General features: G+C 33.7%; 17 protein-coding genes and 1 tRNA gene. 16 read left to right on the forward strand and 2 right to left on the reverse strand.

Features of this window, described 5'->3' with window-relative positions:
* Positions 1 to 2: 2 nt before the first annotated feature.
* The 14 genes from CLV86_RS13355 (at position 3) to CLV86_RS13420 (ending at position 18,758) form a co-directional block, all read left to right on the forward strand.
* Complete coding sequence (locus CLV86_RS13355) at positions 3 to 1,208, forward strand: efflux RND transporter periplasmic adaptor subunit (protein WP_121053056.1); 1,206 nt, start codon at positions 3 to 5, stop codon at positions 1,206 to 1,208.
* Between the two features lie 2 nt (positions 1,209 to 1,210).
* Entirely contained in the window at positions 1,211 to 1,624 is a 414-nt protein-coding gene (locus tag CLV86_RS13360; RefSeq protein ID WP_013622780.1) for a Fur family transcriptional regulator, read from the forward strand.
* 56 nt (positions 1,625 to 1,680) lie between these two features.
* Entirely contained in the window at positions 1,681 to 2,043 is a 363-nt protein-coding gene (locus CLV86_RS13365; RefSeq protein ID WP_121053082.1) for a DUF3703 domain-containing protein, read from the forward strand.
* Positions 2,040 to 3,998 carry a heavy metal translocating P-type ATPase gene (locus CLV86_RS13370; protein ID WP_121053058.1) on the forward strand — a complete coding sequence of 653 codons (1,959 nt, stop codon included), beginning with the start codon at positions 2,040 to 2,042 and terminating at the stop codon, positions 3,996 to 3,998. Before CLV86_RS13365 ends, CLV86_RS13370 begins: the two co-directional genes overlap by 4 nt.
* A gap of 62 nt (positions 3,999 to 4,060) precedes the next feature.
* Positions 4,061 to 4,474 (forward strand): HYC_CC_PP family protein, encoded by a 414-nt coding sequence (locus CLV86_RS13375; protein WP_121053060.1) that lies wholly within the window; start codon positions 4,061 to 4,063, stop codon positions 4,472 to 4,474.
* A gap of 271 nt (positions 4,475 to 4,745) precedes the next feature.
* Positions 4,746 to 8,462: an efflux RND transporter permease subunit gene (locus CLV86_RS13380; RefSeq protein WP_121053062.1), complete on the forward strand. Its 3,717-nt coding sequence runs from the start codon at positions 4,746 to 4,748 to the stop codon at positions 8,460 to 8,462.
* Positions 8,459 to 9,694: a TolC family protein gene (locus tag CLV86_RS13385; protein WP_121053064.1), complete on the forward strand. Its 1,236-nt coding sequence runs from the start codon at positions 8,459 to 8,461 to the stop codon at positions 9,692 to 9,694. Before CLV86_RS13380 ends, CLV86_RS13385 begins: the two co-directional genes overlap by 4 nt.
* A 3-nt stretch (positions 9,695 to 9,697) precedes the next feature.
* On the forward strand, positions 9,698 to 11,971 hold the full coding sequence (locus CLV86_RS13390) for a multicopper oxidase domain-containing protein (RefSeq protein WP_121053066.1): 2,274 nt from the start codon (positions 9,698 to 9,700) through the stop codon (positions 11,969 to 11,971).
* 14 nt (positions 11,972 to 11,985) lie between these two features.
* Entirely contained in the window at positions 11,986 to 14,487 is a 2,502-nt protein-coding gene (locus CLV86_RS13395) for a heavy metal translocating P-type ATPase (protein ID WP_121053068.1), read from the forward strand.
* Positions 14,488 to 14,491: 4 nt separating this feature from the next.
* Complete coding sequence (locus CLV86_RS13400; RefSeq protein ID WP_027879802.1) at positions 14,492 to 15,283, forward strand: cation efflux transmembrane domain-containing protein; 792 nt, start codon at positions 14,492 to 14,494, stop codon at positions 15,281 to 15,283.
* A 26-nt stretch (positions 15,284 to 15,309) separates the two neighbouring features.
* On the forward strand, positions 15,310 to 15,792 hold the full coding sequence (locus CLV86_RS13405) for a DUF305 domain-containing protein (protein ID WP_036122983.1): 483 nt from the start codon (positions 15,310 to 15,312) through the stop codon (positions 15,790 to 15,792).
* Positions 15,782 to 17,560, forward strand: a complete 1,779-nt coding sequence (locus tag CLV86_RS13410; protein ID WP_121053070.1) for an efflux RND transporter periplasmic adaptor subunit — start codon at positions 15,782 to 15,784, stop codon at positions 17,558 to 17,560. The genes CLV86_RS13405 and CLV86_RS13410 overlap by 11 nt, the downstream gene beginning before the upstream one ends.
* 32 nt (positions 17,561 to 17,592) lie before the next feature.
* Positions 17,593 to 18,087: a heavy-metal-associated domain-containing protein gene (locus CLV86_RS13415; RefSeq protein ID WP_121053072.1), complete on the forward strand. Its 495-nt coding sequence runs from the start codon at positions 17,593 to 17,595 to the stop codon at positions 18,085 to 18,087.
* Between the two features lie 497 nt (positions 18,088 to 18,584).
* Positions 18,585 to 18,758 carry a helix-turn-helix domain-containing protein gene (locus CLV86_RS13420; RefSeq protein WP_249037483.1) on the forward strand — a complete coding sequence of 58 codons (174 nt, stop codon included), beginning with the start codon at positions 18,585 to 18,587 and terminating at the stop codon, positions 18,756 to 18,758.
* Positions 18,759 to 18,870: 112 nt separating this feature from the next.
* Here the strand turns inward: CLV86_RS13420 and CLV86_RS13425 are convergent.
* A tRNA-Arg gene (locus CLV86_RS13425) sits at positions 18,871 to 18,944 on the reverse strand.
* A 79-nt stretch (positions 18,945 to 19,023) separates the two neighbouring features.
* Entirely contained in the window at positions 19,024 to 19,176 is a 153-nt protein-coding gene (locus CLV86_RS13430) for an SsrA-binding protein (protein ID WP_076732221.1), read from the reverse strand.
* 556 nt (positions 19,177 to 19,732) lie between these two features.
* Between CLV86_RS13430 and CLV86_RS13435 the strand changes: the two genes are divergently transcribed.
* Both CLV86_RS13435 and CLV86_RS13440 read left to right on the forward strand, forming a co-directional pair.
* Positions 19,733 to 21,709, forward strand: coding sequence for an endonuclease (locus tag CLV86_RS13435; protein WP_121053076.1), 1,977 nt, complete (start codon positions 19,733 to 19,735; stop codon positions 21,707 to 21,709).
* A gap of 24 nt (positions 21,710 to 21,733) precedes the next feature.
* A complete protein-coding gene (locus CLV86_RS13440; RefSeq protein ID WP_121053078.1) occupies positions 21,734 to 22,672 on the forward strand; it encodes a calcium/sodium antiporter in 939 nt (312 codons plus the stop codon).
* The last annotated feature ends 428 nt before the right edge of the window (positions 22,673 to 23,100 follow it).

Raw genomic sequence — 23,100 nt, forward strand, 5'->3', positions numbered from 1 at the left:
CAATGAAAAATAAAATATATAAAATTCTTACCGTAATGGTGTTAACCATTTTTGTTTCAGCTTGCGGAAATAAAGAAAATCATAACGAGAATGATGGTCATTCCCACGATGAGGAAGAAAAAACAGAAGTTAATGAAGAACATAATGAAAGCGAAGAAGTAATGCTATCACAACAGCAATTCGATGCTTTAAAAATGAAAATAGATACGTTGGCATTACGTAATATGAGCGGCTATGTAGAAGCAAACGGAACGTTAGAAGTACCACCACAAAACGAAGCAGCTATTACTACTGTTGTTGGTGCAAATGTCGTTTCAATTGAAGTGATTGAAGGTGATAAGGTTAATAAAGGTCAAGTTGTGGCTTATCTATCGCACCCAAATATCATACAAGCGCAAACGGATTATTTAAACGCTTATAGCAATAGCGAGCTTGCAAAGAAAAATTATGAACGTCAACAAAAATTATACGATGCTGGTGTTGGTTCTGGTGCTAATTTCCAGAAAGCAGAAGCAGAATATCAAGCATCAAAAGCAATGGTTAATGGTTTAGAAGCGCAATTAAGAATACTCAACGTTAACACTACATCAGTTCGCAATGGAACAATTGCACAGCGCATAGCATTGCGAAGTCCAATAGAAGGCTTTGTGCAAAAAGTTGAAGTAAAAACAGGTCAATATGTAGAGCCACAAACCGAATTATTTGAAATTGTAAATACGCATCACGTTCACGCCGATTTAATGGTTTTTGAAAAAGATGTTTATAAAGTACAGAAAGGTCAGAAAGTTAACTTTACGGTACAATCCATACCAGATGCAGAGCTTATCGCAGAAATCTATTCCGTAAGCAAAACCTTTGAGGACAACCCAAAAGCAGTCCACGTTCACGCAGAAATAGAAAACAAAAAAGGTAACTTAATTCCTGGTATGTATATTCAAGGTAAAATTCAAGTAGATAATACCCAAACAAAAGCTTTACCAGAAAGTGCAATTATAAAAGAAGGCGAAAGATATTATGTGTTTTCAGTAGAAAAAGAAAATGACGATTGGAGCTTTAAACCTATCGAAGTTGTGTTAGGCACTAAAGATGGTGATTGGGTATCGGTTCAATTTACTGAAAACATAGAAAGTAATACAAAATTTGCTTATAACAATGCTTATTATCTTAACGCAGAAATGAAAAAAGGAGAAGCAGAACACGCACATTAATTATGGAAACAATAGAACAAGTATTAGAGTCAAAAAATATTCGTGTTACAGCAATGCGTTTGCTTATATATAAGTTTCTTGCAGAAAAAGAGGTCGCTGTTACTTTAAGTGATATTGAAAATGCTTTCTCAAAAGCAGACAGAACCACTTTATACAGAACTATTAAAACCTTTGAAGAAAAGGCTATTGTGCATCAAATAGACGATGGTACAGGGATTACAAAATATGCATTATGTGAAAAGGGATGTAATTGTGAAATTGAAACCGATTTGCACTTACATTTCCATTGTAATAATTGCAATGAAACCATTTGCTTAACAGAACATAAAATACCTCAAATAAAAGTGCCAGATGGTTTTGTGTCAGAGAATGTAAATTTGGTGGTAAAAGGTATTTGCGATAAGTGTAGTGTCTAATTATTGCACTTCCATTGCACTTACTATTAAAGTACATTTATCCAAAATTAGAGGATATGAAGTTTAATACTAAAATACCTAAACATCTAAAACAGGCGTATAACCAAGAATTAAAACAATACAGTTTCTGTTTAGAAAATAAGCAGTTTGGTAATGCTTGGTATCATTTAGAACGTAGTCATATAATAGGACAATCTTATCCTATAGAACATACCTATTCACATTGGTTTATGCTAAAGTTTGGATTTAGACAAAAAGATACGAAAGAAGTAATAGGTCAAATAATTAGGTTGCTTGTGGGTGGCTGGAAATCATTTATAAATCACGTTCCACTTGGTAATACTGGTGGAGCAAACGTGCCACCATTAAAACGAATGCCTATTCCCAATGACATTGAAAAATTATTAGATATTAAATGAAAAAAAAGAAAGTCAATTTAAGAGATTTAAAACCAAATTCAGAAGTGCAACACACGCATAATGATGGTCATAATCACGGTAATGGAAGTGCATTCAAAACCTACGTGCCTGCAATAATAAGTTTTACAATGCTTATCATTGGTATAGGTTTAGATTATTTTGATGTTTCATTCTTTAAGGATTGGATTCGTATTGCTTGGTATGGTATTGCATATCTTCCTGTAGGGTTTCCTGTTGTAAAAGAGGGTTGGATTAGTATTAAAAAAGGTGATGTTTTTACAGAGTTCTTTTTAATGTCTATAGCAACCATTGGTGCATTTGTTATTGGTGAATATCCCGAAGGTGTTGCAGTAATGCTATTTTATGCAGTAGGCGAATTATTTCAAAGTGCTGCTGTAAATCGTGCAAAAGGAAATATAAAAGCATTATTAGATGTTAGACCTAAAGAAGCCAATGTATTTCGTGAGGGAGATTATAAAAGTGTTTCGCCTGAAGTTGTCAATATTGGAGAGAAAATTCAAATTCGTGTAGGTGAAAAAATTCCATTGGATGGCATTTTATTATCCGAAAAAGCATCTTTAAATACAGCTGCGTTAACAGGAGAAAGCAAACCAGATTCCATTCAAAAAGAAGCAAAGGTTTACGCAGGTAGTATTAATTTGGAAAGCGTTATTGAAGTTGAGGTAACCAATAAGTTTGAAGACAGTTCTATTGCGAGAATATTAGACTTGGTTCAAAATGCAACAGCACGTAAATCTAAAACAGAATTATTCATCAGACAGTTTGCTCGTATCTACACACCAATTGTAGTGTTTTTAGCTATTGGTGTTACTTTTATACCTTACTTTTTTGTAGATGATTATGTGTTTAGAGATTGGTTATACAGAGCATTAATTTTCTTGGTAATATCTTGTCCTTGTGCGTTAGTGATTTCAATTCCATTAGGATATTTCGGTGGATTGGGAGCAGCTTCAAAAAATGGAATCTTATTTAAAGGTGCTTCATTTTTAGATGCAATGACCAAGATAAATACTTTGGTAATGGACAAAACAGGAACCGTTACCAAAGGTGTTTTTAAAATCAAAGAAGTAAAAGCAATTGGTTGGAATGAAACCGAATTTATGCAATACTTAATGGCGATGGAAGAACAATCCACGCATCCAATTGCTAAAGCCATTTTAGAGTACAAAGCTGAAGGTGAAGATTTTGAAGCACAAGACGTTTCTGAAGTTGCAGGTAAAGGTTTAAAAGGCATTGTAAATGGTAAAACAGTTTTAGTAGGTAATAAAGCCTTAATGACTGCGAATAATATTAATGTTCCAACGGAAACGGAATCTATTGTAGAATCGATAGTGTTGGTAGCAATCGATAATCAATTTGCAGGTTTTGTAGTAATAGCAGATGAATTAAAGGAAGATGCAAAAGAAACAATTACTAATTTACATAAAGTAGGCATTAAAAATATTATGATGCTTTCCGGTGATAAAGATTCCATTACGCAACAAGTCGCTAAAGAGTTGAACATCGAAAATGCTAAAGGTGGTTTGCTACCAGAAGATAAATTAAACGAAGTTGAAATTTTAAAGAAAAATCCTGAAAACAAAATAGCCTTTATAGGTGATGGTATTAACGATGCACCTGTTTTAGCAGCAAGTAACGTTGGTATTGCAATGGGTGGTTTAGGTAGTGATGTAGCTATTGAAACAGCAGACGTTATCATTCAAACCGACCAGCCTTCAAAAGTAGTTAGAGCCATTAAAATAAGTCGTTCTACAAGAAAAATTGTTTGGCAAAATATCATTTTAGCGTTTGGAGTTAAAGTTATTGTCTTGATATTAGGAGCAGGAGGTTTGGCGACAATGTGGGAAGCTGTTTTTGCAGATGTAGGAGTAGCATTATTAGCAATTTTGAATGCAGTTAGATTACAACGTATGAGTTGGGATTTAGCAGATTAGTCAATTAAACTTCTGTTAAATAAACTTTTGAATGTTAAAATTTCGTAACTTCGCAAATAGATATGAAGCAATTTTTCCATAAAATAATGTCTTTAGCAATGGCTTTTGTAGTGTTATGCTCTACAATGTCATTTACTGTGAATATGCATTATTGCGGAGATACGTTAGTAGAAACTGCTATTTTTCATAAGGCCAAAGGTTGCGGAATGGAAATGGAAAAACCATCTACTGAAGGATGTTCTATTACCAAGAAAAATTGTTGTGATGATGAACAATTAACAATTGAAGGTCAAGATGAATTACAATTGCAAGTTGACAAAATCACATTTGAACAACAAGTATTTATAGCTTCATTTGTTTACACTTACATTAACCTTTTTGAAGGTTTAGAAAATAACGTTTCTTCTTACGAAGAATACAAACCGCCACTCGTCATAAGGCAACTCTACAAGATTGACGAGACTTATTTAATTTGATTTTTAAACAATAGACTGTTTTATCCTATGGCTTTATGTCGTAAGGATAATTCGCTGTATTCGGTGTTTTCTTAATACCGAATGAATTTTAAAATGATTGATAGTGAATTTGAATTATATTTTCTTTAGATGAAATAGAAAATATAAGCATAGCCAAAGTTACGGTTCTATTTTATATTGAAATATAAAGGAAATAGAAACTAATTCAATCGATTATTTTGAAGTTTATTAGGTATCAAACCAACGTCTAACTGTTTAATAATCAAAGCCAATGCTCAATAAAAGCATCAAATTTTTAATAGAAAATAAACTCGTTGCAGTTCTGCTACTCGTCCTTTTTGTAGGATGGGGAACTGTTAATGCACCTTTTAATTGGGATACAGGTTTCTTACCAAGTAATCCAGTTGCTGTAGATGCCATACCAGATATAGGTGAAAACCAACAAATAGTATTTACTAAATGGGATGGTCGTTCGCCACAAGATATAGAAGACCAAATTACGTATCCATTAACCACATCCTTGTTAGGGATTCCTGGAGTAAAAACCATTCGTAGTTCCTCTATGTTTGGGTTTTCAAGCATCTATATCATTTTTGAAGAAGACATAGAATTTTACTGGAGTAGAAGTCGTATTCTCGAAAAACTTAATTCCTTACCAAGTGGTTTATTACCCGAAGGTGTTAATCCTGCATTGGGTCCAGATGCTACAGGATTAGGACAAATATTTTGGTACACGCTTGAAGGTCGTGACGAAAACGGAAATGTAACTGGTGGTTGGGATTTGCAAGAGTTACGCAGTATTCAGGATTACTATGTAAAGTATGCGCTGTCCTCTGCAAGTGGTGTTTCAGAGGTTGCTTCTATTGGTGGCTATGTTCAGGAGTATCAAGTGGACGTAAATCCAGAACTAATGCGTCAGTATAATATTGGATTGCATCACGTTGTAAAAGCGGTTAAGGAAAGTAATAAGGATATTGGTGCACAGACTTTGGAAATTAACCAAGCCGAATATTTAGTTCGTGGTTTGGGTTATGTGAAATCCATTTCAGACATCGAAAATGCAGTAGTCACTTCCGAAGATTATACTTCTATTAAGATAAAGGATATTGGTAAAGTTTCATTAGGTCCTGCAACAAGACGTGGTTTATTAGATAAGGAAGGAGCAGAGGTTGTTGGTGCTGTTGTGGTGGCTCGTTATGGCGCAAACCCAATGGAAGTCATTAATAACGTAAAGGAAAAAATTAATGAATTAAGTGCAGGATTACCTTCAAAAGTATTGGCGGATGGTAGAACTTCCCAAGTAACAATAGTCCCATTTTATGACAGAACAGAACTGATACAAGAAACTTTAGGGACTCTAAATGAAGCATTAACTTTAGAAATCTTAATTACCATCCTGGTAATTATCATTATGGTATTTAATCTTCGAGCTTCCATACTAATTTCTGGACTTTTACCAGTAGCGGTTTTAATGGTGTTTATTGCGATGAAACTCTTTGGTGTTGATGCTAATATTGTGGCATTATCAGGTATTGCTATTGCTATCGGAACAATGGTCGATGTTGGTGTCATACTATCAGAAAATATTATTCGGCATTTAGACGAGAATCGTTCCCACGAAAGTGGGAATCTCATCCCAATTAACACAGTAGTCTATAACGCAACAGCTGAAGTGTCTGGTGCAATCGTAACCGCAGTTATGACCACCATTATTAGTTTCATTCCTGTATTTACAATGATTGGAGCGGAAGGAAAACTATTCAGACCATTAGCCTTCACAAAGACTTTTGCATTAACAGCTTCTATAATAGTAGCGTTGTTTTTAATTCCACCGTTTGCTGCATTTTTATTCAGAAAGAAAAGCATTAAAAATACTTTTAAATATGTTTTAAATGCTGTTTTAATAGCATTAGGTATCGCTGCAATTATCTATGGGTATTGGTTAGGATTAATTTTAATTGCGTTTGGGATTACAGCATTTCTCAATCTTCAAAGTAAGATAACAGACAAACAAGCGAATCTTATCAATATCATTATTTCAGCATCAGCTATTGTATTCTTGTTAGCCGAATATTGGAGACCATTAGGCGTTGATAAAAGCATTTTTTGGAATCTCATTTTTGTGAGTGTTATTTGCTTTGGTTTATTAGGTGTTTTCTCATTATTTATAAAATACTACACACGTATTTTAAGGTGGTGTTTAGATAATAAGTTATTGTTTTTATCTGTACCAACGGCTATTGTAATTGCAGGTTTTTTCATTATGAAAAATACAGGCAAAGAGTTTATGCCCTCATTAAATGAAGGCTCATTTCTACTAATGCCAACCTCGATGCCTCATTCTGGCGTGGAAGAAAATAAACGTGTTTTACAGCAATTGGATATGGCAGTAGCCAGTATTCCAGAGATTGAAACCGTAGTTGGTAAAGCAGGTAGAACAGAATCAGCGTTAGACCCAGCACCTTTGTCGATGTATGAAAATATCATTCAGTATAAACCAGAATATATGCTGAATGAAAACGGACAACGCCAACGCTACAAAGTCAATGATGATGGTGAATATGTGTTAAAAAACGGAATGTCATTGCGAGCGGAACAGCGTGAAGCGTGGCAATCTCTTAAAGCAAAAGAACAACTCATTCCAGACGATGATGGCGAGTTCTACCGTAATTGGCGACCAGAAATACAGTCACCGGACGATATTTGGAATGAAATTGTAAAAGTTACCAAATTGCCAGGCGTAACCTCTGCACCAAAGCTACAACCTATTGAAACCCGATTGGTAATGCTTCAAACAGGTATGCGTGCACCTATGGGAATTAAAGTAAAAGGTCAAGACTTAAAGCAGATTGAAGCGTTTGGTGTGCAATTAGAAAACATCATCAAGGAAGCTGAAGGGGTTAAAAAGGAAGCTGTTTTTGCAGACCGTATTGTTGGTAAACCTTATTTGTTAATTGATATTGATAGAGAAAAAATTGCACGTTATGGTATTTCGATACAAGATGTTCAAGATGTATTAAAAGTAGCAGTAGGTGGTATGGTCTTAACCCAAACGGTAGAAGGTCGAGAGCGATATGGTGTACGAGTACGATACCCAAGAGAATTACGAGCAAACCCAACAGACTTACAACAGATTTATGTGCCAGTTGAAAAAGGAAGTCCTGTGCCTTTAAGCGAATTGGCAACTATAAGTTACGAACAAGGTCCACAGGTAATTAAAAGTGAAGATACCTTTTTAGTTGGCTATGTATTGTTCGATAAACTAGATGGTTTTGCCGAAGTCAATGTAGTTGAAAGCGCACAAGCTCTAATTCAGCAAAAGATAGATAGTGGCGAATTAGTAGTTCCAAAAGGTATTAACTACCAATTTACAGGAACATACGAAAATCAGTTGCGAGCCGAAAAAACCTTGTCGGTTGTTGTACCGTTAGCATTGGCAATCATTTTCTTAATTCTGTATTTCCAATTCCGTTCTGTAGGTACGTCATTAATGGTATTTACAGGTATTGCAGTAGCATTTGCAGGTGGTTTTATTATGATTTGGTTGTATGGTCAAGGATGGTTTTTAAACTTCAATTTCTTTGGTGAAAACCTACGCGATTTGTTCCAAATACACCCAATTAATTTAAGTGTTGCAGTCTGGGTAGGGTTTATTGCACTATTCGGAATTGCAACCGATGATGGTGTAGTTATGGCAACCTATTTAACTCAAACATTCGGTAGAAATACACCGGAAAACAAAAAACAGGTTAGAGCATCAGTTGTTGAAGCTGGTGAAAAACGAATCAGACCGTGTTTAATGACTACAGCTACGACCATTTTAGCATTATTACCAGTATTAACCTCTACAGGTCGAGGAAGCGATATAATGATACCTATGGCAATACCAAGTTTTGGTGGAATGCTTATAGCCTTAATCACTTTGTTTGTTGTACCAGTATTGTATAGCTGGAAAGCAGAAGTTCAACTTAAAAGAACATCAAAATGAAATATAAATCAATACAAATAAAAATCGTCTTGGCTCTTGGCTCTTGTTTCTTGAGTCTTTTTGCGAACGCTCAACAATTAGAAATACTTATCGATGAAGCCTTAACAAACAATCCAGAAATTCAAAAGTTTGAGTTACAATACAAAAGAGCTTCCGAAAAGGTAAACGAGGTCAACACCATTCCTAATACCGAATTTGGTGTTGGTTATTTTGTGAGTGAGCCAGAAACACGAACAGGTGCACAACGCTTTAAAGTATCTGCTAAACAAATGTTACCGTGGTTTGGGACTATTACTTCGAGAGAAAATTACGTGAGTTCATTGGCAGATGCTAAATACGAAGACATTGTCATCGCAAAGCGAAAACTAATGGCTTCGGTATCACAATCCTATTATAATCTATACGCTAACAAAGCAAAGCAAAAGGTTTTAACTGAAAACATCAAACTATTAGAAACTTATGAAACGTTGGCATTAACTTCTGTAGAGGTTGGTAAAGCATCCGCAGTAGATGTGTTGCGATTGCAAATGCGTCAGAACGAAATGCAACAATTAAAAGATGTATTGCAACAACAGTTTTTAGCAGAACAAACTAACTTCAATAATCTATTGAATAGAGATAATGATGTTACCGTGAATGTGGTAGATAGTTTACTGATACCTTCAGAAGACTTTGATATTACTTTTGAAAATTTAGCATTACATCCTGAATTACTAAAATTTGATAAACTCTATCAATCCATAGAGCAATCAGAATTATTGAATCAAAAAGAAAGCAGTCCAATGATTGGTTTTGGATTAGATTATATCAATGTTGCTGAAAGACCAAATATGGATTTCAGCGATAACGGAAAGGATATTGTAATGCCAATGGTTTCGGTATCTATCCCAATTTTCAATAAGAAATATAAATCCCAGACCAAACAAAATGATTTGCAACAGCAGGAAATTACTGCTCAAAAACAGGAACGTTTAAATTCATTGGAAACGCTTTTATACAAAGCGATTAACGAACGCATTTCTGCAAGAATAAGTTATGCTACCCAAACCAAAAACCTACAGCAAGCCAAAGATGCAGAAGACATTTTAATCAAAAGCTATGAAACAGGAACGATAGATTTTAATGATGTTTTAGATATTCAAGAGTTGCAGCTAAAGTTTCAAATGAACCAAATAGAATCTGTGAAGACCTACTATGTGCAAAGTACAATCATTAATTATTTAATTCAGTAAACAATGAAAACATTTAACACAATATTTCTCTTGTTTCTAACTTCAATGGCATTTGCCCAAGTTGGTACAAATGGTCAAGATAGAAAAGAAGAAGGCCGAAACATACAAGAGTATAACCTTACTATAGAAGAAAATGAAATAACTCTTTCAGGTGTAACCGCCAAAGGAATGACAATTAATGGTGGAATTCCAGGTCCTACATTAGAATTTAATGAAGGTGACCTCGCTATTATTAACGTAACCAATAAAATGGATGAAGAAACCTCTGTACATTGGCACGGTTTAATACTTCCTAATTTTTATGATGGTGTACCTTATTTAACTACGCCACCTATAAAACCAAACACTACATTTCAATATAGAATACCTATAAACCAATCTGGCACATATTGGTATCATTCCCACACGATGTTGCAAGAGCAAAAAGGAGTTTATGGCTCAATAGTCATTCATCCTAAAGAAAAGACCTTGGACTATGATAAGGATTTAGTCGTAGTCCTTTCCGATTGGACAAATGAAAAACCAATAAATGTACTGCGAAACCTTAAACGAGGAAATGAGTGGTATCAGGTTAAAAAAGGAACAGCGGTACCATTAAGCAGAGTTATAAAAGAAGATGCATTAGGCGCACAATTCAAATTTTGGCGCGATAGAATGGAAGGTGCAGATATTGCAGATATCTACTATCCTGCGTTTTTAGCCAATGGTAAAAAAGTTGCAGAATATCCAGAGTTTAAAGCAGGTGAAAAAGTACGACTACGTTTTATTAATGCATCTGCTTCATCTTATTATTGGCTGGATTTTGGTGGTGGTAACCCGATGATTGTAGCGAGTGATGGTGTGGATGTAACACCAAAATATAAAAACCGATTTCTTTTTGCAATTGCCGAAACCTATGATGTGATTGTAACCATTCCAGAAGGTACATTAGAGATTACAGCAACAGCCCAAGATGGTTCTGGCAACACCTCAATCCGTTTGGGTAGCGGAAAATTGTATCCAGCTACTGTAATAGACAGACCAGATAAAGTGGCTATGATGAAGCAAATGGCAACAATGGATATGAAGATGGGTGCACCTGCTTTAGTAGGAAATAAAAACAGTAACACACCAGAAGTCCTAATGCAGAAATATGGGATGAAGATGAATATGGATATGAAAGATGGACAGATGGAGAATGAAATGAATATGGAAATGAAAAAGGATGTGATGCCAATGAATCATAAGATGATGCAAAAGGACACCACTTCATTTAATTATGACACACGTAAAACCTATTTCAATTATGATTTTTTAAAGGCAAAAGAAAACACGACTTATAAGGCAGACATACCTGTAACCGACCTTTTACTTAATCTAACAGGTAATATGCAACGTTATGTTTGGAGTTTGAATGGCATACCACTTTCGGAAACAGACAAAATTAAAATTAAAGGTGGAGAGGTTACTAGAATTACTTTGAATAACCTAACAATGATGCATCATCCAATGCACTTACACGGACATTACTTTAGGGTCATCAATGAAAATGGCGAACGTTCCCCATTAAAACATACCGTCAATGTACCACCTATGCAAAAAGTGGTCATCGAATTTTATAACGAAGAATATGGTGATTGGTTCTTTCATTGTCACGTGTTATATCATATGATGGGTGGTATGGCAAGAGTATTTAGCTATGATACACCACGCGATGAAAGGATGAAACCTTATCCAGTACAAAACCTAATTGACGAGACAGACCATTACTATTCGTGGGGAGCTGCACGTGTAGGTTCAAACTTTAATGAACTTTTATTGATGTCGAGCAACATCCGCAACGAATTTGGACTACGTGCCGAGTTTGATTATAACCAAAATGCCGAAATAGAAGTAAATTATAATCGCTACCTCAATGATTGGGTACGCGTGTATGCAGGCGTAAATACTGAAACTTCAACACCAGATTCTTATGATACATTCAATACTGTGGGATTGGTTGGAGTTAAATATTTCACGCCTTACAGATTTAATGTCGATGTGAGTATGGACCATCAATTGCGCCCAAGAATACGTTTGGACAGAGAACTATTGATTTTTCCTAGAATTTTTCTCGAAGGAGAATACGAGTACAGAGCAGATTTTGGATGGGTTAATGAGTTAGAAAACAACAAATCTTATGAAGGTGAAACTCAATGGTTAATTGGAGCATCGTACATCTTATCTCGAAATTTTTCAATTCAAGGGAATTATAACAACCGATATGGTTGGGGTGGTGGACTTTCAATTAGATTTTAAATAAAATTATAACAATGAAACACACATATCATATACACGGAATGACTTGCAACGGTTGTCGCAGTCACGTTGAAGAAACGCTCTCTAAAGTAGAAGGTGTTTCAAAAGCAACAGTCGATTTAGATAAGGCAGAAGCTACCATCGAAATGGAATCGCATATTCCTCTAGAAAAGTTTCAAGAAGCCTTAAAAAAGGATGGTGATAGATACAGTATTCATAAACAAGGTGAACAGCATCAACATTCAATAGATAAAAAGAAAGAGCAACCCAAAGGAAAAGGCACAGGCACATTTTATTGTCCTATGCATTGCGAAGACGATAAAACTTATGATGAACCAGGCGATTGTCCTGTTTGCGGAATGGATTTGGTGGAAGAACAAAATCTATCAGCAACTTCAAAGGAACAATGGACGTGTCCTATGCATCCAGAAATTGTCAAAGACGAAGCAGGTTCGTGTCCTATTTGTGGGATGGATTTAGTGCCAATGGAAGCAGATAGTTCAGCAGAAGAAAAAACGTATAAAAAGCTATTAAAGAAATTTTGGATTGCCACAGCATTTACCTTGCCCATTTTCTTAATGGCTATGAGCGAAATGCTCAATAACAATCCGTTGTACGATATAATGGAACAGAAATATTGGAACTGGATTCAGTTTGCATTATCAATTCCAGTAGTGTTTTATGCCACTTGGATGTTCTTTGAACGTGCCTATAAAAGCATTAAGACTTGGAATCTCAATATGTTTACACTTATTGGGATTGGTGCAGGTGTGGCGTGGTCGTTTAGTGTTTTTGGTATGTTCTTTCCAGACGTATTTCCAAGTCAATTTAAAACTGAATCAGGCGCAGTTCACGTCTATTTTGAAGCAGCAACAGTTATTCTAACGTTAGTGCTTTTAGGTCAATTGTTAGAAGCTCGTGCCCATAGTAAAACCAATTCGGCAGTAAAAGAACTGTTGAAATTAGCACCTAATAAGGCCATAAAAATAGTAGATGGTGAAGAAGTTGAAGTCAGTATTGACGAGATAGAACTTAATGATATTCTAAAAGTAAAACCAGGAGATAAAATTCCTGTGGATGGTGTGATAACTGAAGGCGAAACAACTATTGATGAATCTATGATTACAGGCGAACCTATTCCTGTAAACAAATCTCAAGAAGATAAAGTAAGTAGCGGAACCATTAATGGGAATCAATCCTTTTTAATGAAAGCAGAAAAGGTAGGAAGTGACACTTTATTATCACAAATCATTCATATGGTTAATGATGCCAGTAGAAGTCGTGCACCTATTCAAAATTTAGCAGATAAAGTTTCAGGCTATTTTGTGCCAGTTGTAGTTCTTATTTCTATTATCACATTTATTGTATGGTCTATTTGGGGACCAGAACCAGTTTATGTGTATGCGTTTGTCAATGCAATTGCAGTACTAATCATTGCTTGTCCTTGTGCTTTAGGTTTAGCAACACCAATGTCTGTAATGGTTGGTGTGGGTAAAGGTGCTCAAAATGGTGTATTGATTAAAAATGCTGAAGCTCTTGAAAAAATGGATAAGGTAAATACGCTTATCGTTGACAAGACAGGAACAATTACCGAAGGAAAACCAACAGTTGAAACCGTTGGAGCTTTTAATGATGCTTTAAGCGAAAAAGAAGTGTTACAATACATCGTGTCATTAAATACAAATAGCGAACATCCTTTGGCAGAAGCGACAGTTAAATATGGCAAAGAACACAACGCAGAAATTTTAAAGTCCGAAGATTTTAGTGCTGTTACAGGAAAAGGTGTTGAAGCTAAAATTGATGGAAAAAATGTAGCATTAGGTAATCCTAAAATGATGGAATATGCTAAAGCGGATATTACTTCTAAAATGAAAGACGAAGCTAAATCTTACCAAGAACAGGGTAAAACAGTTTCTTATTTGTCAATAGATGAAACCGTCGTTGGATATGTAGTTATAGGCGATAAGATAAAAGAAACAAGTGCTAAAGCCATTAAAGCACTTCAGGATAAAGGGATTGATGTTATAATGCTTACAGGTGATAATCACGATACAGCACAAGCAGTAGCATCAGAACTAAATCTTGCAGATTTTAAAGCCAGTATGTTACCAGAGGACAAACTCAAAGAAGTAGAAAAATTACAAGAAAACGGAAAAGTAGTTGCTATGGCAGGTGATGGTATTAATGATGCACCAGCATTGGCTAAAAGTGATGTCGGTATTGCTATGGGAACTGGAACAGACGTAGCGATAGAAAGTGCTATGATAACTTTAGTAAAAGGCGATTTACACGGTATTGTAAAAGCAAAAAATTTAAGTAATGCTGTAATGAAGAACATTAAGCAAAACCTATTTTTTGCACTTATCTACAACACTTTAGGTGTACCTATTGCAGCAGGTGTGTTGTTTCCATTCTTCGGAATACTACTCTCGCCAATGATAGCAGCTTTAGCAATGAGTTTTAGTTCGGTTTCGGTAATAGGTAACGCATTACGATTAAGAACAAAAAACATTTAATTATATGCAGAAAACAGTTTTCAAAATATCAAAAATGGATTGTCCTTCTGAAGAAAATCTAATTAAGATGAAGCTATCTGATATAGATGGTATCAAACAACTTGATTTTAATTTAGAAGAAAGAATCTTAACACTATATCATAATTCAAATGTAAATGAAATTGGTAATGCCTTAAATGAATTAAAATTAAATGAAAGTTTAATCAGTTCAGAAGATACAGATACAATTATTACTGAATCTACAAGGAGTCAATCCAAACTGTTGTGGACAGTTCTAATCATCAATTTTGCATTTTTTATTATCGAAATGAGTACAGGACTTATTTCAAAATCAATGGGATTAGTTGCTGATAGTTTAGATATGTTGGCAGATTCATTTGTTTACGGATTGAGTTTAATAGCGGTTGGTGGTACAGTTTTAAAAAAGAAACGGATTGCAAAATATGCAGGCTATTTTCAGATAACACTTGCAATTATCGGAATCGTTGAGGTAATACGTAGATTTTTAGGCTATGAAGCTTTACCTGTATTTTCAACAATGATTATAGTTTCAGTATTTGCTTTGATTGCAAATGGCATTTGCTTGTACCTCTTACAAAAATCTAAAAGTCAAGAAGCACATATGCGTGCCAGTATGATTTTTACCTCTAATGATATTATAATAAATCTTGGCGTAATTACAGCAGGCGTTTTAGTCAATTGGCTGCATTCTGGTATTCCAGATTTAATTATAGGAATCATTGTATTTGGATTGGTGATACAAGGTGCTTTCAGGATATTAAAATTAAGTAAGTAAAAAGTTTAACTATAAAATCAAAAATTATGGAAAATTCAAAAGAACACTCAAACAAAGGAAATTACAAAACCTTCTTTATAATGTTGGCTTGCTCATTTGTAGCAATGTACATAACGATGTATTTAAACACCTATTCCATAGACCACGTATGGTTTAGTCTAACACGATTCTATATGACGTGTTTAGGAATTTCAACAATGGCAGTAATAATGTGGTTTTTTATGCGAAAAATGTATAATGATAAAAAGAAGAATATCGCAATACTCGCAAGTAGTTTCATTCTGTTTGTTGGTGCATTAGGGTTGGTAAGAACACAAGCACCCATTATTGGTGATGTCCTTTGGATGAAAGCAATGATACCACATCATTCTATCGCTATTTTAACAAGTGAAAGAGCAGATATTCAAGACCCAGAAGTTAAAAAATTAGCAGAAGACATTATAAAAGCACAACGTAAAGAAATAGAAGAAATGAAAGCAATGATAAAACGATTAGAGAATGAAAAATAATAAAATAGTCATATATATTGGCATACTCGTAGTAGGTGTATTATTGGGTTGGTTGCTTTTTGGTGGCTCGACAAATGAAGAAATAGACCATAATCACGATGCGGTTGCAGCAACCAATCAAATGTGGACGTGTTCTATGCATCCACAGATTATGCAACCAGAGCCAGGCGACTGCCCCATTTGTGGTATGGATTTAATTCCTGCGGAAAGCGGAAGTGATGGCTTAATGGCAGACCAATTTAAACTAACAGAAAATGCGATGGCATTAGCCAATATTCAAACAACTGTTGTAGGCAAGGGAAATGTTGAAGGCAACACCATAAAGTTATCTGGTAAAATTGCTGAAAACGAAGAAGCCAATGCAGTACAGGTAAGTTATTTCGCTGGAAGAATTGAACGTTTGAATGTGAGTTTTACAGGCGAAGAAGTTCGTAAAGGTCAATTATTGGCAACCATTTATTCGCCAGAACTCTATGCAGCACAACAAGAATTAATCACAGCAGCTTCTTTAAAAGCATCGCAACCTGCTTTATACAAAGCAGTCCGTAATAAATTGAAATTATGGAAGCTCTCTGAAAATCAAATCAACCAGATTGAAGAAACAGGAAAAGTAAAAGAAAACTTTCCTGTTTATGCAACCGTTTCGGGTACTGTTACAGAAAAATTGGTAGAGCAAGGCGATTACATCAAACAAGGACAACCCTTATTAAAAATTGCCAATCTCAACACAGTTTGGGGAAACTTTGATGTGTATGAAAATCAGATTGACCGCTTTAAAAAAGGACAGGAAGTGATGATAACAACCAATGCTTATCCTAATAAAGAGTTTAAAGGTAAAGTTGATTTCATTGACCCAGTTTTAAACACGAAAACAAGAACTGTAACCTTACGTGTTGTTTTAAGCAATAAGGACGATGTATTTAAACCAGGAATGTTTGTAACCGCAAATATTGAAGGCAGTACAGCTAAAAATGATGAAGTATTATCAATTCCTGCATCTTCTGTATTATGGACAGGTGAACGTTCTGTGGTGTACCTTAAAACAAATCCAGACCAACCTATTTTTGAAATGCGTGAAATTAAATTAGGCAATCAAATTGGTAATGAATATGAAGTTGTAGAAGGTTTATTTGTTGGTAATGAAATAGTGACTAACGGAACATTTACAGTTGATGCAGCTGCACAATTACAAGGCAAAAAATCTATGATGAATAAAGATGGTGGTAAAGTAATGACTGGACACGAAGGACATTTAGGTATGGATAACAATGCATCCAACAAACAAACTGACCACACCAATATGAATGAGCGTTTGGAAGTATCAGAGAAATTTCAACAACAGTTAAATAGTGTTTACAATGCGTATATCAATTTAAAAGATGCTTTAGTAAAAGAAGATTCAAAAAGCACTTCAACAAGCGCATCAACTTTACTAAAGAATTTAACCAAAGTAGATATGAAATTGTTATCAGATAATAAGGCGCATAACCATTGGATGTCATTAGAAGGCGAAATAAAATCTTCTGCAACTTCAATTTCTGAAACGTCCGATATAAAATCACAAAGAGACCATTTTAAACATTTATCATCACATCTAATCAATGCTGTACAACTATTTGGTATCAATGAAAAGGTCTATGTAGAATTTTGTCCAATGGCAGATAACAATAATGGTGCTTATTGGTTAAGCAAAGAAGAAAAAGTAATCAATCCATATTTTGGCGAAGCAATGCTAACCTGTGGTGAAGTAAAACAAGTAATAGAATAATAAATCAAGTAATAACAATTAAATTTTAAACAATGAATTTTTCAAAGAAAAATCACGAACACAAAAACAAAAATGTAATCGACGTGAGTAAAAAAGTAATTTTAAGTGTAGCTGTAATAGCAGCATTAGGTTTAACAAGTTGTAAAAACGAAACCAAAAAAGAAACAGAAACCACAACTACTGAAATGTCAAAAGATATGGCAATGACAGACCTGTCTTTTGGTGTAAGAGGAAATTGCGGAATGTGTAAAAACACTATCGAAAAAGCAGCTAACGGTGTTGAAGGTGTGGCAAGTGCCAATTGGGACGTTGATAAAAAGAAGATTGATGTGTCATTTGATGATTCAAAAACGGATGCAATGGCAATCCATAAAGCAATCGCAGCTTCAGGTTATGATACCGAAAAAGTAGCTGGTGATGAAGAGGCATTTAACAGTCTTCCATCTTGCTGTCAATATAAACACGATATGATAATGAATAAATCTGGTGAAGAAAAAAGTGATGACCATTCAAACCACGACCATTAGATCAATAATGAAAGAGTCTTTTTCGGAAGGCTCTTTTTTATTCCATACAAGTCAAAACCTAGTTTTTTTGCTTGCTTCGATTTGAGTCTGTCGAAAGCTCAAAATCCTTTGTGTTATTACGCGAGCAATACATAGTTGGTTTTATGTTATAATACTTGTATCCAACGCTATAATAGCACATTGCTTGTTTTATTTAAAAGTATCTATATAAATAAATTAGTACAATAAAAAAGCAAAGGGCTATTGCTAATGCTTAAAACCTCTATTCCGCAACAAAACTGACCCAAAGCTAAGTTGTATAATAGAAGCAATAGCTTCACTTCTCTCATTTTTTTAGACGTCTATCTTACCTCAAATTTTTGTTTGCTTCATTTCGTTAACTTTCATTTTATAAAAAATAATAAGGTACGATAACAAAAACAATAGAAGTACAAGAAATTACAGTAGATGAATTAGTAGATAAGCTTTTAATAAAAATAAAACATTATTTAAATGATTTGCATACTAATGGAAGTGAAGCGTATTTAACAAGACAAGAAACGGCAGATTTTTTAAAAATTAGTTTAGTTTCACTTTGGAATTGGACAAACAAAGGTATTATAAAGAGTTACGCTATTGGTAATAAACGCTATTACAATAAACAGGAAATATTAGCTATACTCAGAAAATAACAATAATTATACAGGCAGTAATAGCGAAATTACACAGTGATTTTTCTGCAAATTTTCTGCAAATAAAAAAACCAACATTTACAAAAGCTTTGTAAAGTGTTGGTTTTATTAGTGACCTCGACAGGATTCAAACCTGTAACCTCTTGAGCCGTAATCAAGTGCGCTATTCAGTTGCGCCACGAGGCCAATTTTGTGGGTGCAAATATATCTCTTTTTTATATAATGTTCAAAATATAATCGAAAAATATATATATTTTATTTGCAATTAGTCTAATGCGTTTTTAGTTATATATAATTTCCAACCAAAAATAGCCATCTGTAATTTAGTGGCTTTTGATAAGTCTAATTTTTGCTTTGTATAACTTGGCAATATTGCCTTGTTTATTTTAGCAAGTATTTTAAATGCTTGTTTTTTCATAACTCAGAAAAAATCCTATGTTTTAAATTCAAAATTATACTTTTTATTAATGTTCGCCAAACTCTGTTTACTTTATAATATAGTAAAACCTATTCTAGACTAAGTTTTACATATTAATTTTACAGACATATCAATAATATAAAATCGATAATAATTTTAGCAAGTGTTAGCATAATTTTTAGGTTTAAAGGTTAATAAAAACAGTCATTTTCATGATTGTTTTTTAAATATATCTATTTTAAATATTTACCACCAAGTAAAACATTAAAAAACGATGCAATTCACTTTACTTATATAACAAAAAAAACCTAAAAAATTTCAATATTAAACCAAGTTACTTAAACATAGTTTTAATTTAAAACCTTATAAGATAATTAACATCAAAATATAAAACTTTTGTAGAGCCTTTTTTTACTAAGATTTTAAAACCAAGGACTATTTTATTAAAAAAAACATCCAAAAGTAGATTTTCATTAATTAAATCTTTAACAGTTAAATAATCTATCAACTTTATTGAAATTAAGTTATAGTCGTATATTTGAAAAAAAAAGCCCAAATGAAAAAACACTTTCAATATCTCGTATTATTATTTTTATGTAATATTACTTATGGTCAAGTTGTAATTAATGAATTAGATTGCGACACACCTAGTACCGATACTAAAGAGTTTATAGAATTAAAAACTCCAAATGCAAATACTAGTTTAGACGGTTATGTTTTAGTATTGTTTAATGGCTCTAACACAAGTAGTACAGGAGGAAAAAGCTATTATACTTTAGATTTAGATGGTTTTATTACCGATGTTAATGGGCTATTTGTTATAGGTAGCGATTTAGTTACTCCATTTCCACAATTTGTTATCCCTCAAAATTTAATTCAAAACGGACCAGATGTTGTTGCTATTTATCAAGCAAATGCTTCAGATTTCCCAGATCAAACCGATGCTACAATAACTAATTTAGTAGATGTTTTAGTTTACGAAACTAATGATGCTGTAACAAATTTGCTTGAATTTTTTAATGATGCTCCTGGTTTTGAAACAATTCAACAAATAAATGATAATGGTACTAATGCTAATCCAAAGTCCATTCAACTTAACAATGATGGGTCTTATACAGCAGCTACTCCAACACCAAGACAATTAAATGATGGTAGTGGTGTTGTTTTTAACCCTATTGCAATTTCTACTTCTCAGTTTCAATATACAGAAGGAGAAACTTTTGATGTTACATTTACAACAGAAACTAATGTAACAGCAGATACTACTTTTTCGTTTACTTTAGACAATTTTGGTTTTAATACTTCAGATTATTCTGGAACTACAACAGTAACTATTCCTAACGGACAAAATACTGTTTCTACAACTATTACTTTAATTGACGATACTTTAGATGAAGGTGATGAAGAACTTTTAATTAAGTTTTCAAGTCTATCCACTCCTTACATTCCATTTAATAATTTTGTTACTATTAGAGTCGTTGATAACGATTTTGTTATAGCACCATTTGGTAAGCCTACAACTCCAACTTTCGACATAGTTAACAGTACACAACCAGACGGTTATTATGATTCTTTAAACGGACTATCTGGAGCTAATTTAGAGCAAGCAATACAAGATATAATTGCCGAAGAAGGCGTTGTTAGAGCACAAACTTACTCAGATATTATAGATATTCTAAAAGAAGCAGATCAAAATCCAGAAAACAGTAACCAAGTATGGTTGCTTTATACTGAACAAGGTAGAGCAAAATTAGACCTTCAAGGTAACGGAAGTAGCGTAGGAAAATGGAATAGAGAGCATACTTTCCCAAGATCTTTAGCAGGCTATTTTAGTATTGAAGAAGATGACATTGCAGATGGCATAGAAACATACTGGAATACAACCGCAGATTCTCTTAGACATGGAAATTCTGATGCTCATGCACTGAGAGCTGCAGACGGACCAGAAAACAGCTCAAGAGGTAACCAACATTATGGAGGTACAGAATACAATGGCCCTACCGGAAATTCAGGAAGCTTTAAAGGAGATGTTGCACGAAGTGTTTTATATATGCAATTACGCTATAATGGTTTATCTGTTGAAAATGGTTTTCCTACTGCAAACGGTCAAATGGGAGATTTAGCAACATTATTACAATGGCATAACCAAGATCCACCAGACGATTTTGAAATGAATAGAAACAATGTAATCTATACATGGCAATTTAACCGAAATCCATTAATTGATATGCCCGAATTAGTAGACTATATTTGGGGAGCTAATGTAGGACAACAATGGCAGAACACTTTAAGTGTTAATAATTATAATAAAGAAATTGTAAAACTATATCCAAATCCTGTAGATAATCAGCTTTTTGTTTCTGGAGCATATAATGAATATCATGTTATTATTTATTCAGCTGAAGGTCGAAAAATTGAATCGCACACGCTAAAAAATAACTCAGCTTTAAATTTAGATTTATCTAGCGGAATGTATTATGCTAAAATTTCTACTGAAGGCAATATAGAAACCAAAAAATTTATTGTTAAATAGTATCTTCGTTAAAAAAGTAATTTTATGAGTATACTTTGGGTAATTTTAGGCTTGGTACTATTAGTTGTTGGTGGTGATTTTTTAGTAAAAGCCTCAATTGCTTTATCTTTTAAATTAAACATTTCTAAGATGGTAATTGGTATGACGGTAGTATCTTTTGCAACATCAGCACCAGAGTTATTAGTAAGTATTCAAGCAGCATTAAATAATGCACCTGCAATTGCTATTAATAATGTAGTAGGCTCTAATATTGCAAACATTGGCTTAGTTTTAGGTGTTACAGCACTTATAGGACCTATAGCAGTAGATAAATCTTTCTATAAGCTTAATTGGCCGGCAATGTTATTATTCTCGCTTATATTATATTATTTTCTTGCTAACGACAGTATATTATCAACAATCGAAGGCATCATTTTATTTTGTATGCTTGTAGTATTTATTATTATTCTTTTAAAGAAATCTAATACAGAAGTAGATTCTGAAGAAGTTAGTGATGCCTTGGCTGCTATTGGCAATTATAAAATTTTATTATGGTTAATAATTGGTGCTACAGCGTTATACTTTGGTTCTGTTTGGCTAGTAGATGGAGCAAAAAGCCTAGCACAATCTTTAGGTGTTAGCGATGCTGTTATTGCCGTTACCGTTATTGCTATTGGTACAAGTGTACCAGAATTAGCAGCTTCAATTATTGCTGCTGCTAAAAAAGAAAAAGCACTCTCTTTAGGAAACTTAATAGGATCTAATATTTTTAATATAGGTTCTGTTTTAGGTTTAACCTCTATAGTAACAGCTATTCCTGTTACAGACATAAAAATATTAAACAACGATATTTTTTGGATGATTGGCTTTGCCTCTATCCTACTACTTCTTATTCTAATTCCAAAGCGCATGCAAATAAGCAGATATAAAGGATTATTTTTAGTTGCTGGTTATTGCTTGTTTTTATATTTCTCTTTTAAGTAGTTTTTAAATTATAGCTATAGTTTTAAACAAGCTTTTATTAGCTTAAAGGCATTGTATCTTATCCATCGTTAAACAATAAGTTACACAATAAAATAATCCTGTACAATTCCTCTAAACAATAGTAATTACAGTCAATTACTTCTGTTATTTAATAGCTTTAAAACAAAGGTGTTTTATGCTTTAAATAATATTTAATCACTAGCTAAGTATCAATTAAATTATTTAACGTAAGCGCACTCATACATTCCATTCGATATTGTAATACCTAATATAACATATAATAAAAAACGCCCAAACTTATGTTTGGGCGTTTTAGTTTTTAATAATTTAACGTTTATCGTTTTAAAGTAAAGTGTGCTTTAAACTGTTTCTTAACCGTAGGATTATTAGGTTCTCTATATTCTACAGTAAACCAGTAATCGCTAGTT

The organism is Lacinutrix venerupis (assembly GCF_003663945.1).
Classification (GTDB): Bacteria; Bacteroidota; Bacteroidia; order Flavobacteriales; family Flavobacteriaceae; genus Lacinutrix; species Lacinutrix venerupis.

Excerpts from the sequence above, each read along its gene's own strand:
- CLV86_RS13355 (WP_121053056.1), top strand. The coding sequence starts at position 3 with ATGAAAAATAAAATATATAAAATTCTTACCGTAATGGTGTTAACCATT.
- CLV86_RS13360 (WP_013622780.1), top strand. The coding sequence starts at position 1,211 with ATGGAAACAATAGAACAAGTATTAGAGTCAAAAAATATTCGTGTTACA.
- CLV86_RS13365 (WP_121053082.1), top strand. The coding sequence starts at position 1,681 with ATGAAGTTTAATACTAAAATACCTAAACATCTAAAACAGGCGTATAAC.
- CLV86_RS13370 (WP_121053058.1), top strand. The coding sequence starts at position 2,040 with ATGAAAAAAAAGAAAGTCAATTTAAGAGATTTAAAACCAAATTCAGAA.
- CLV86_RS13375 (WP_121053060.1), top strand. The coding sequence starts at position 4,061 with ATGAAGCAATTTTTCCATAAAATAATGTCTTTAGCAATGGCTTTTGTA.
- CLV86_RS13380 (WP_121053062.1), top strand. The coding sequence starts at position 4,746 with ATGCTCAATAAAAGCATCAAATTTTTAATAGAAAATAAACTCGTTGCA.
- CLV86_RS13385 (WP_121053064.1), top strand. The coding sequence starts at position 8,459 with ATGAAATATAAATCAATACAAATAAAAATCGTCTTGGCTCTTGGCTCT.
- CLV86_RS13390 (WP_121053066.1), top strand. The coding sequence starts at position 9,698 with ATGAAAACATTTAACACAATATTTCTCTTGTTTCTAACTTCAATGGCA.
- CLV86_RS13395 (WP_121053068.1), top strand. The coding sequence starts at position 11,986 with ATGAAACACACATATCATATACACGGAATGACTTGCAACGGTTGTCGC.
- CLV86_RS13400 (WP_027879802.1), top strand. The coding sequence starts at position 14,492 with ATGCAGAAAACAGTTTTCAAAATATCAAAAATGGATTGTCCTTCTGAA.
- CLV86_RS13405 (WP_036122983.1), top strand. The coding sequence starts at position 15,310 with ATGGAAAATTCAAAAGAACACTCAAACAAAGGAAATTACAAAACCTTC.
- CLV86_RS13410 (WP_121053070.1), top strand. The coding sequence starts at position 15,782 with ATGAAAAATAATAAAATAGTCATATATATTGGCATACTCGTAGTAGGT.
- CLV86_RS13415 (WP_121053072.1), top strand. The coding sequence starts at position 17,593 with ATGAATTTTTCAAAGAAAAATCACGAACACAAAAACAAAAATGTAATC.
- CLV86_RS13430 (WP_076732221.1), bottom strand. The coding sequence starts at position 19,176 with ATGAAAAAACAAGCATTTAAAATACTTGCTAAAATAAACAAGGCAATA.
- CLV86_RS13435 (WP_121053076.1), top strand. The coding sequence starts at position 19,733 with ATGAAAAAACACTTTCAATATCTCGTATTATTATTTTTATGTAATATT.
- CLV86_RS13440 (WP_121053078.1), top strand. The coding sequence starts at position 21,734 with ATGAGTATACTTTGGGTAATTTTAGGCTTGGTACTATTAGTTGTTGGT.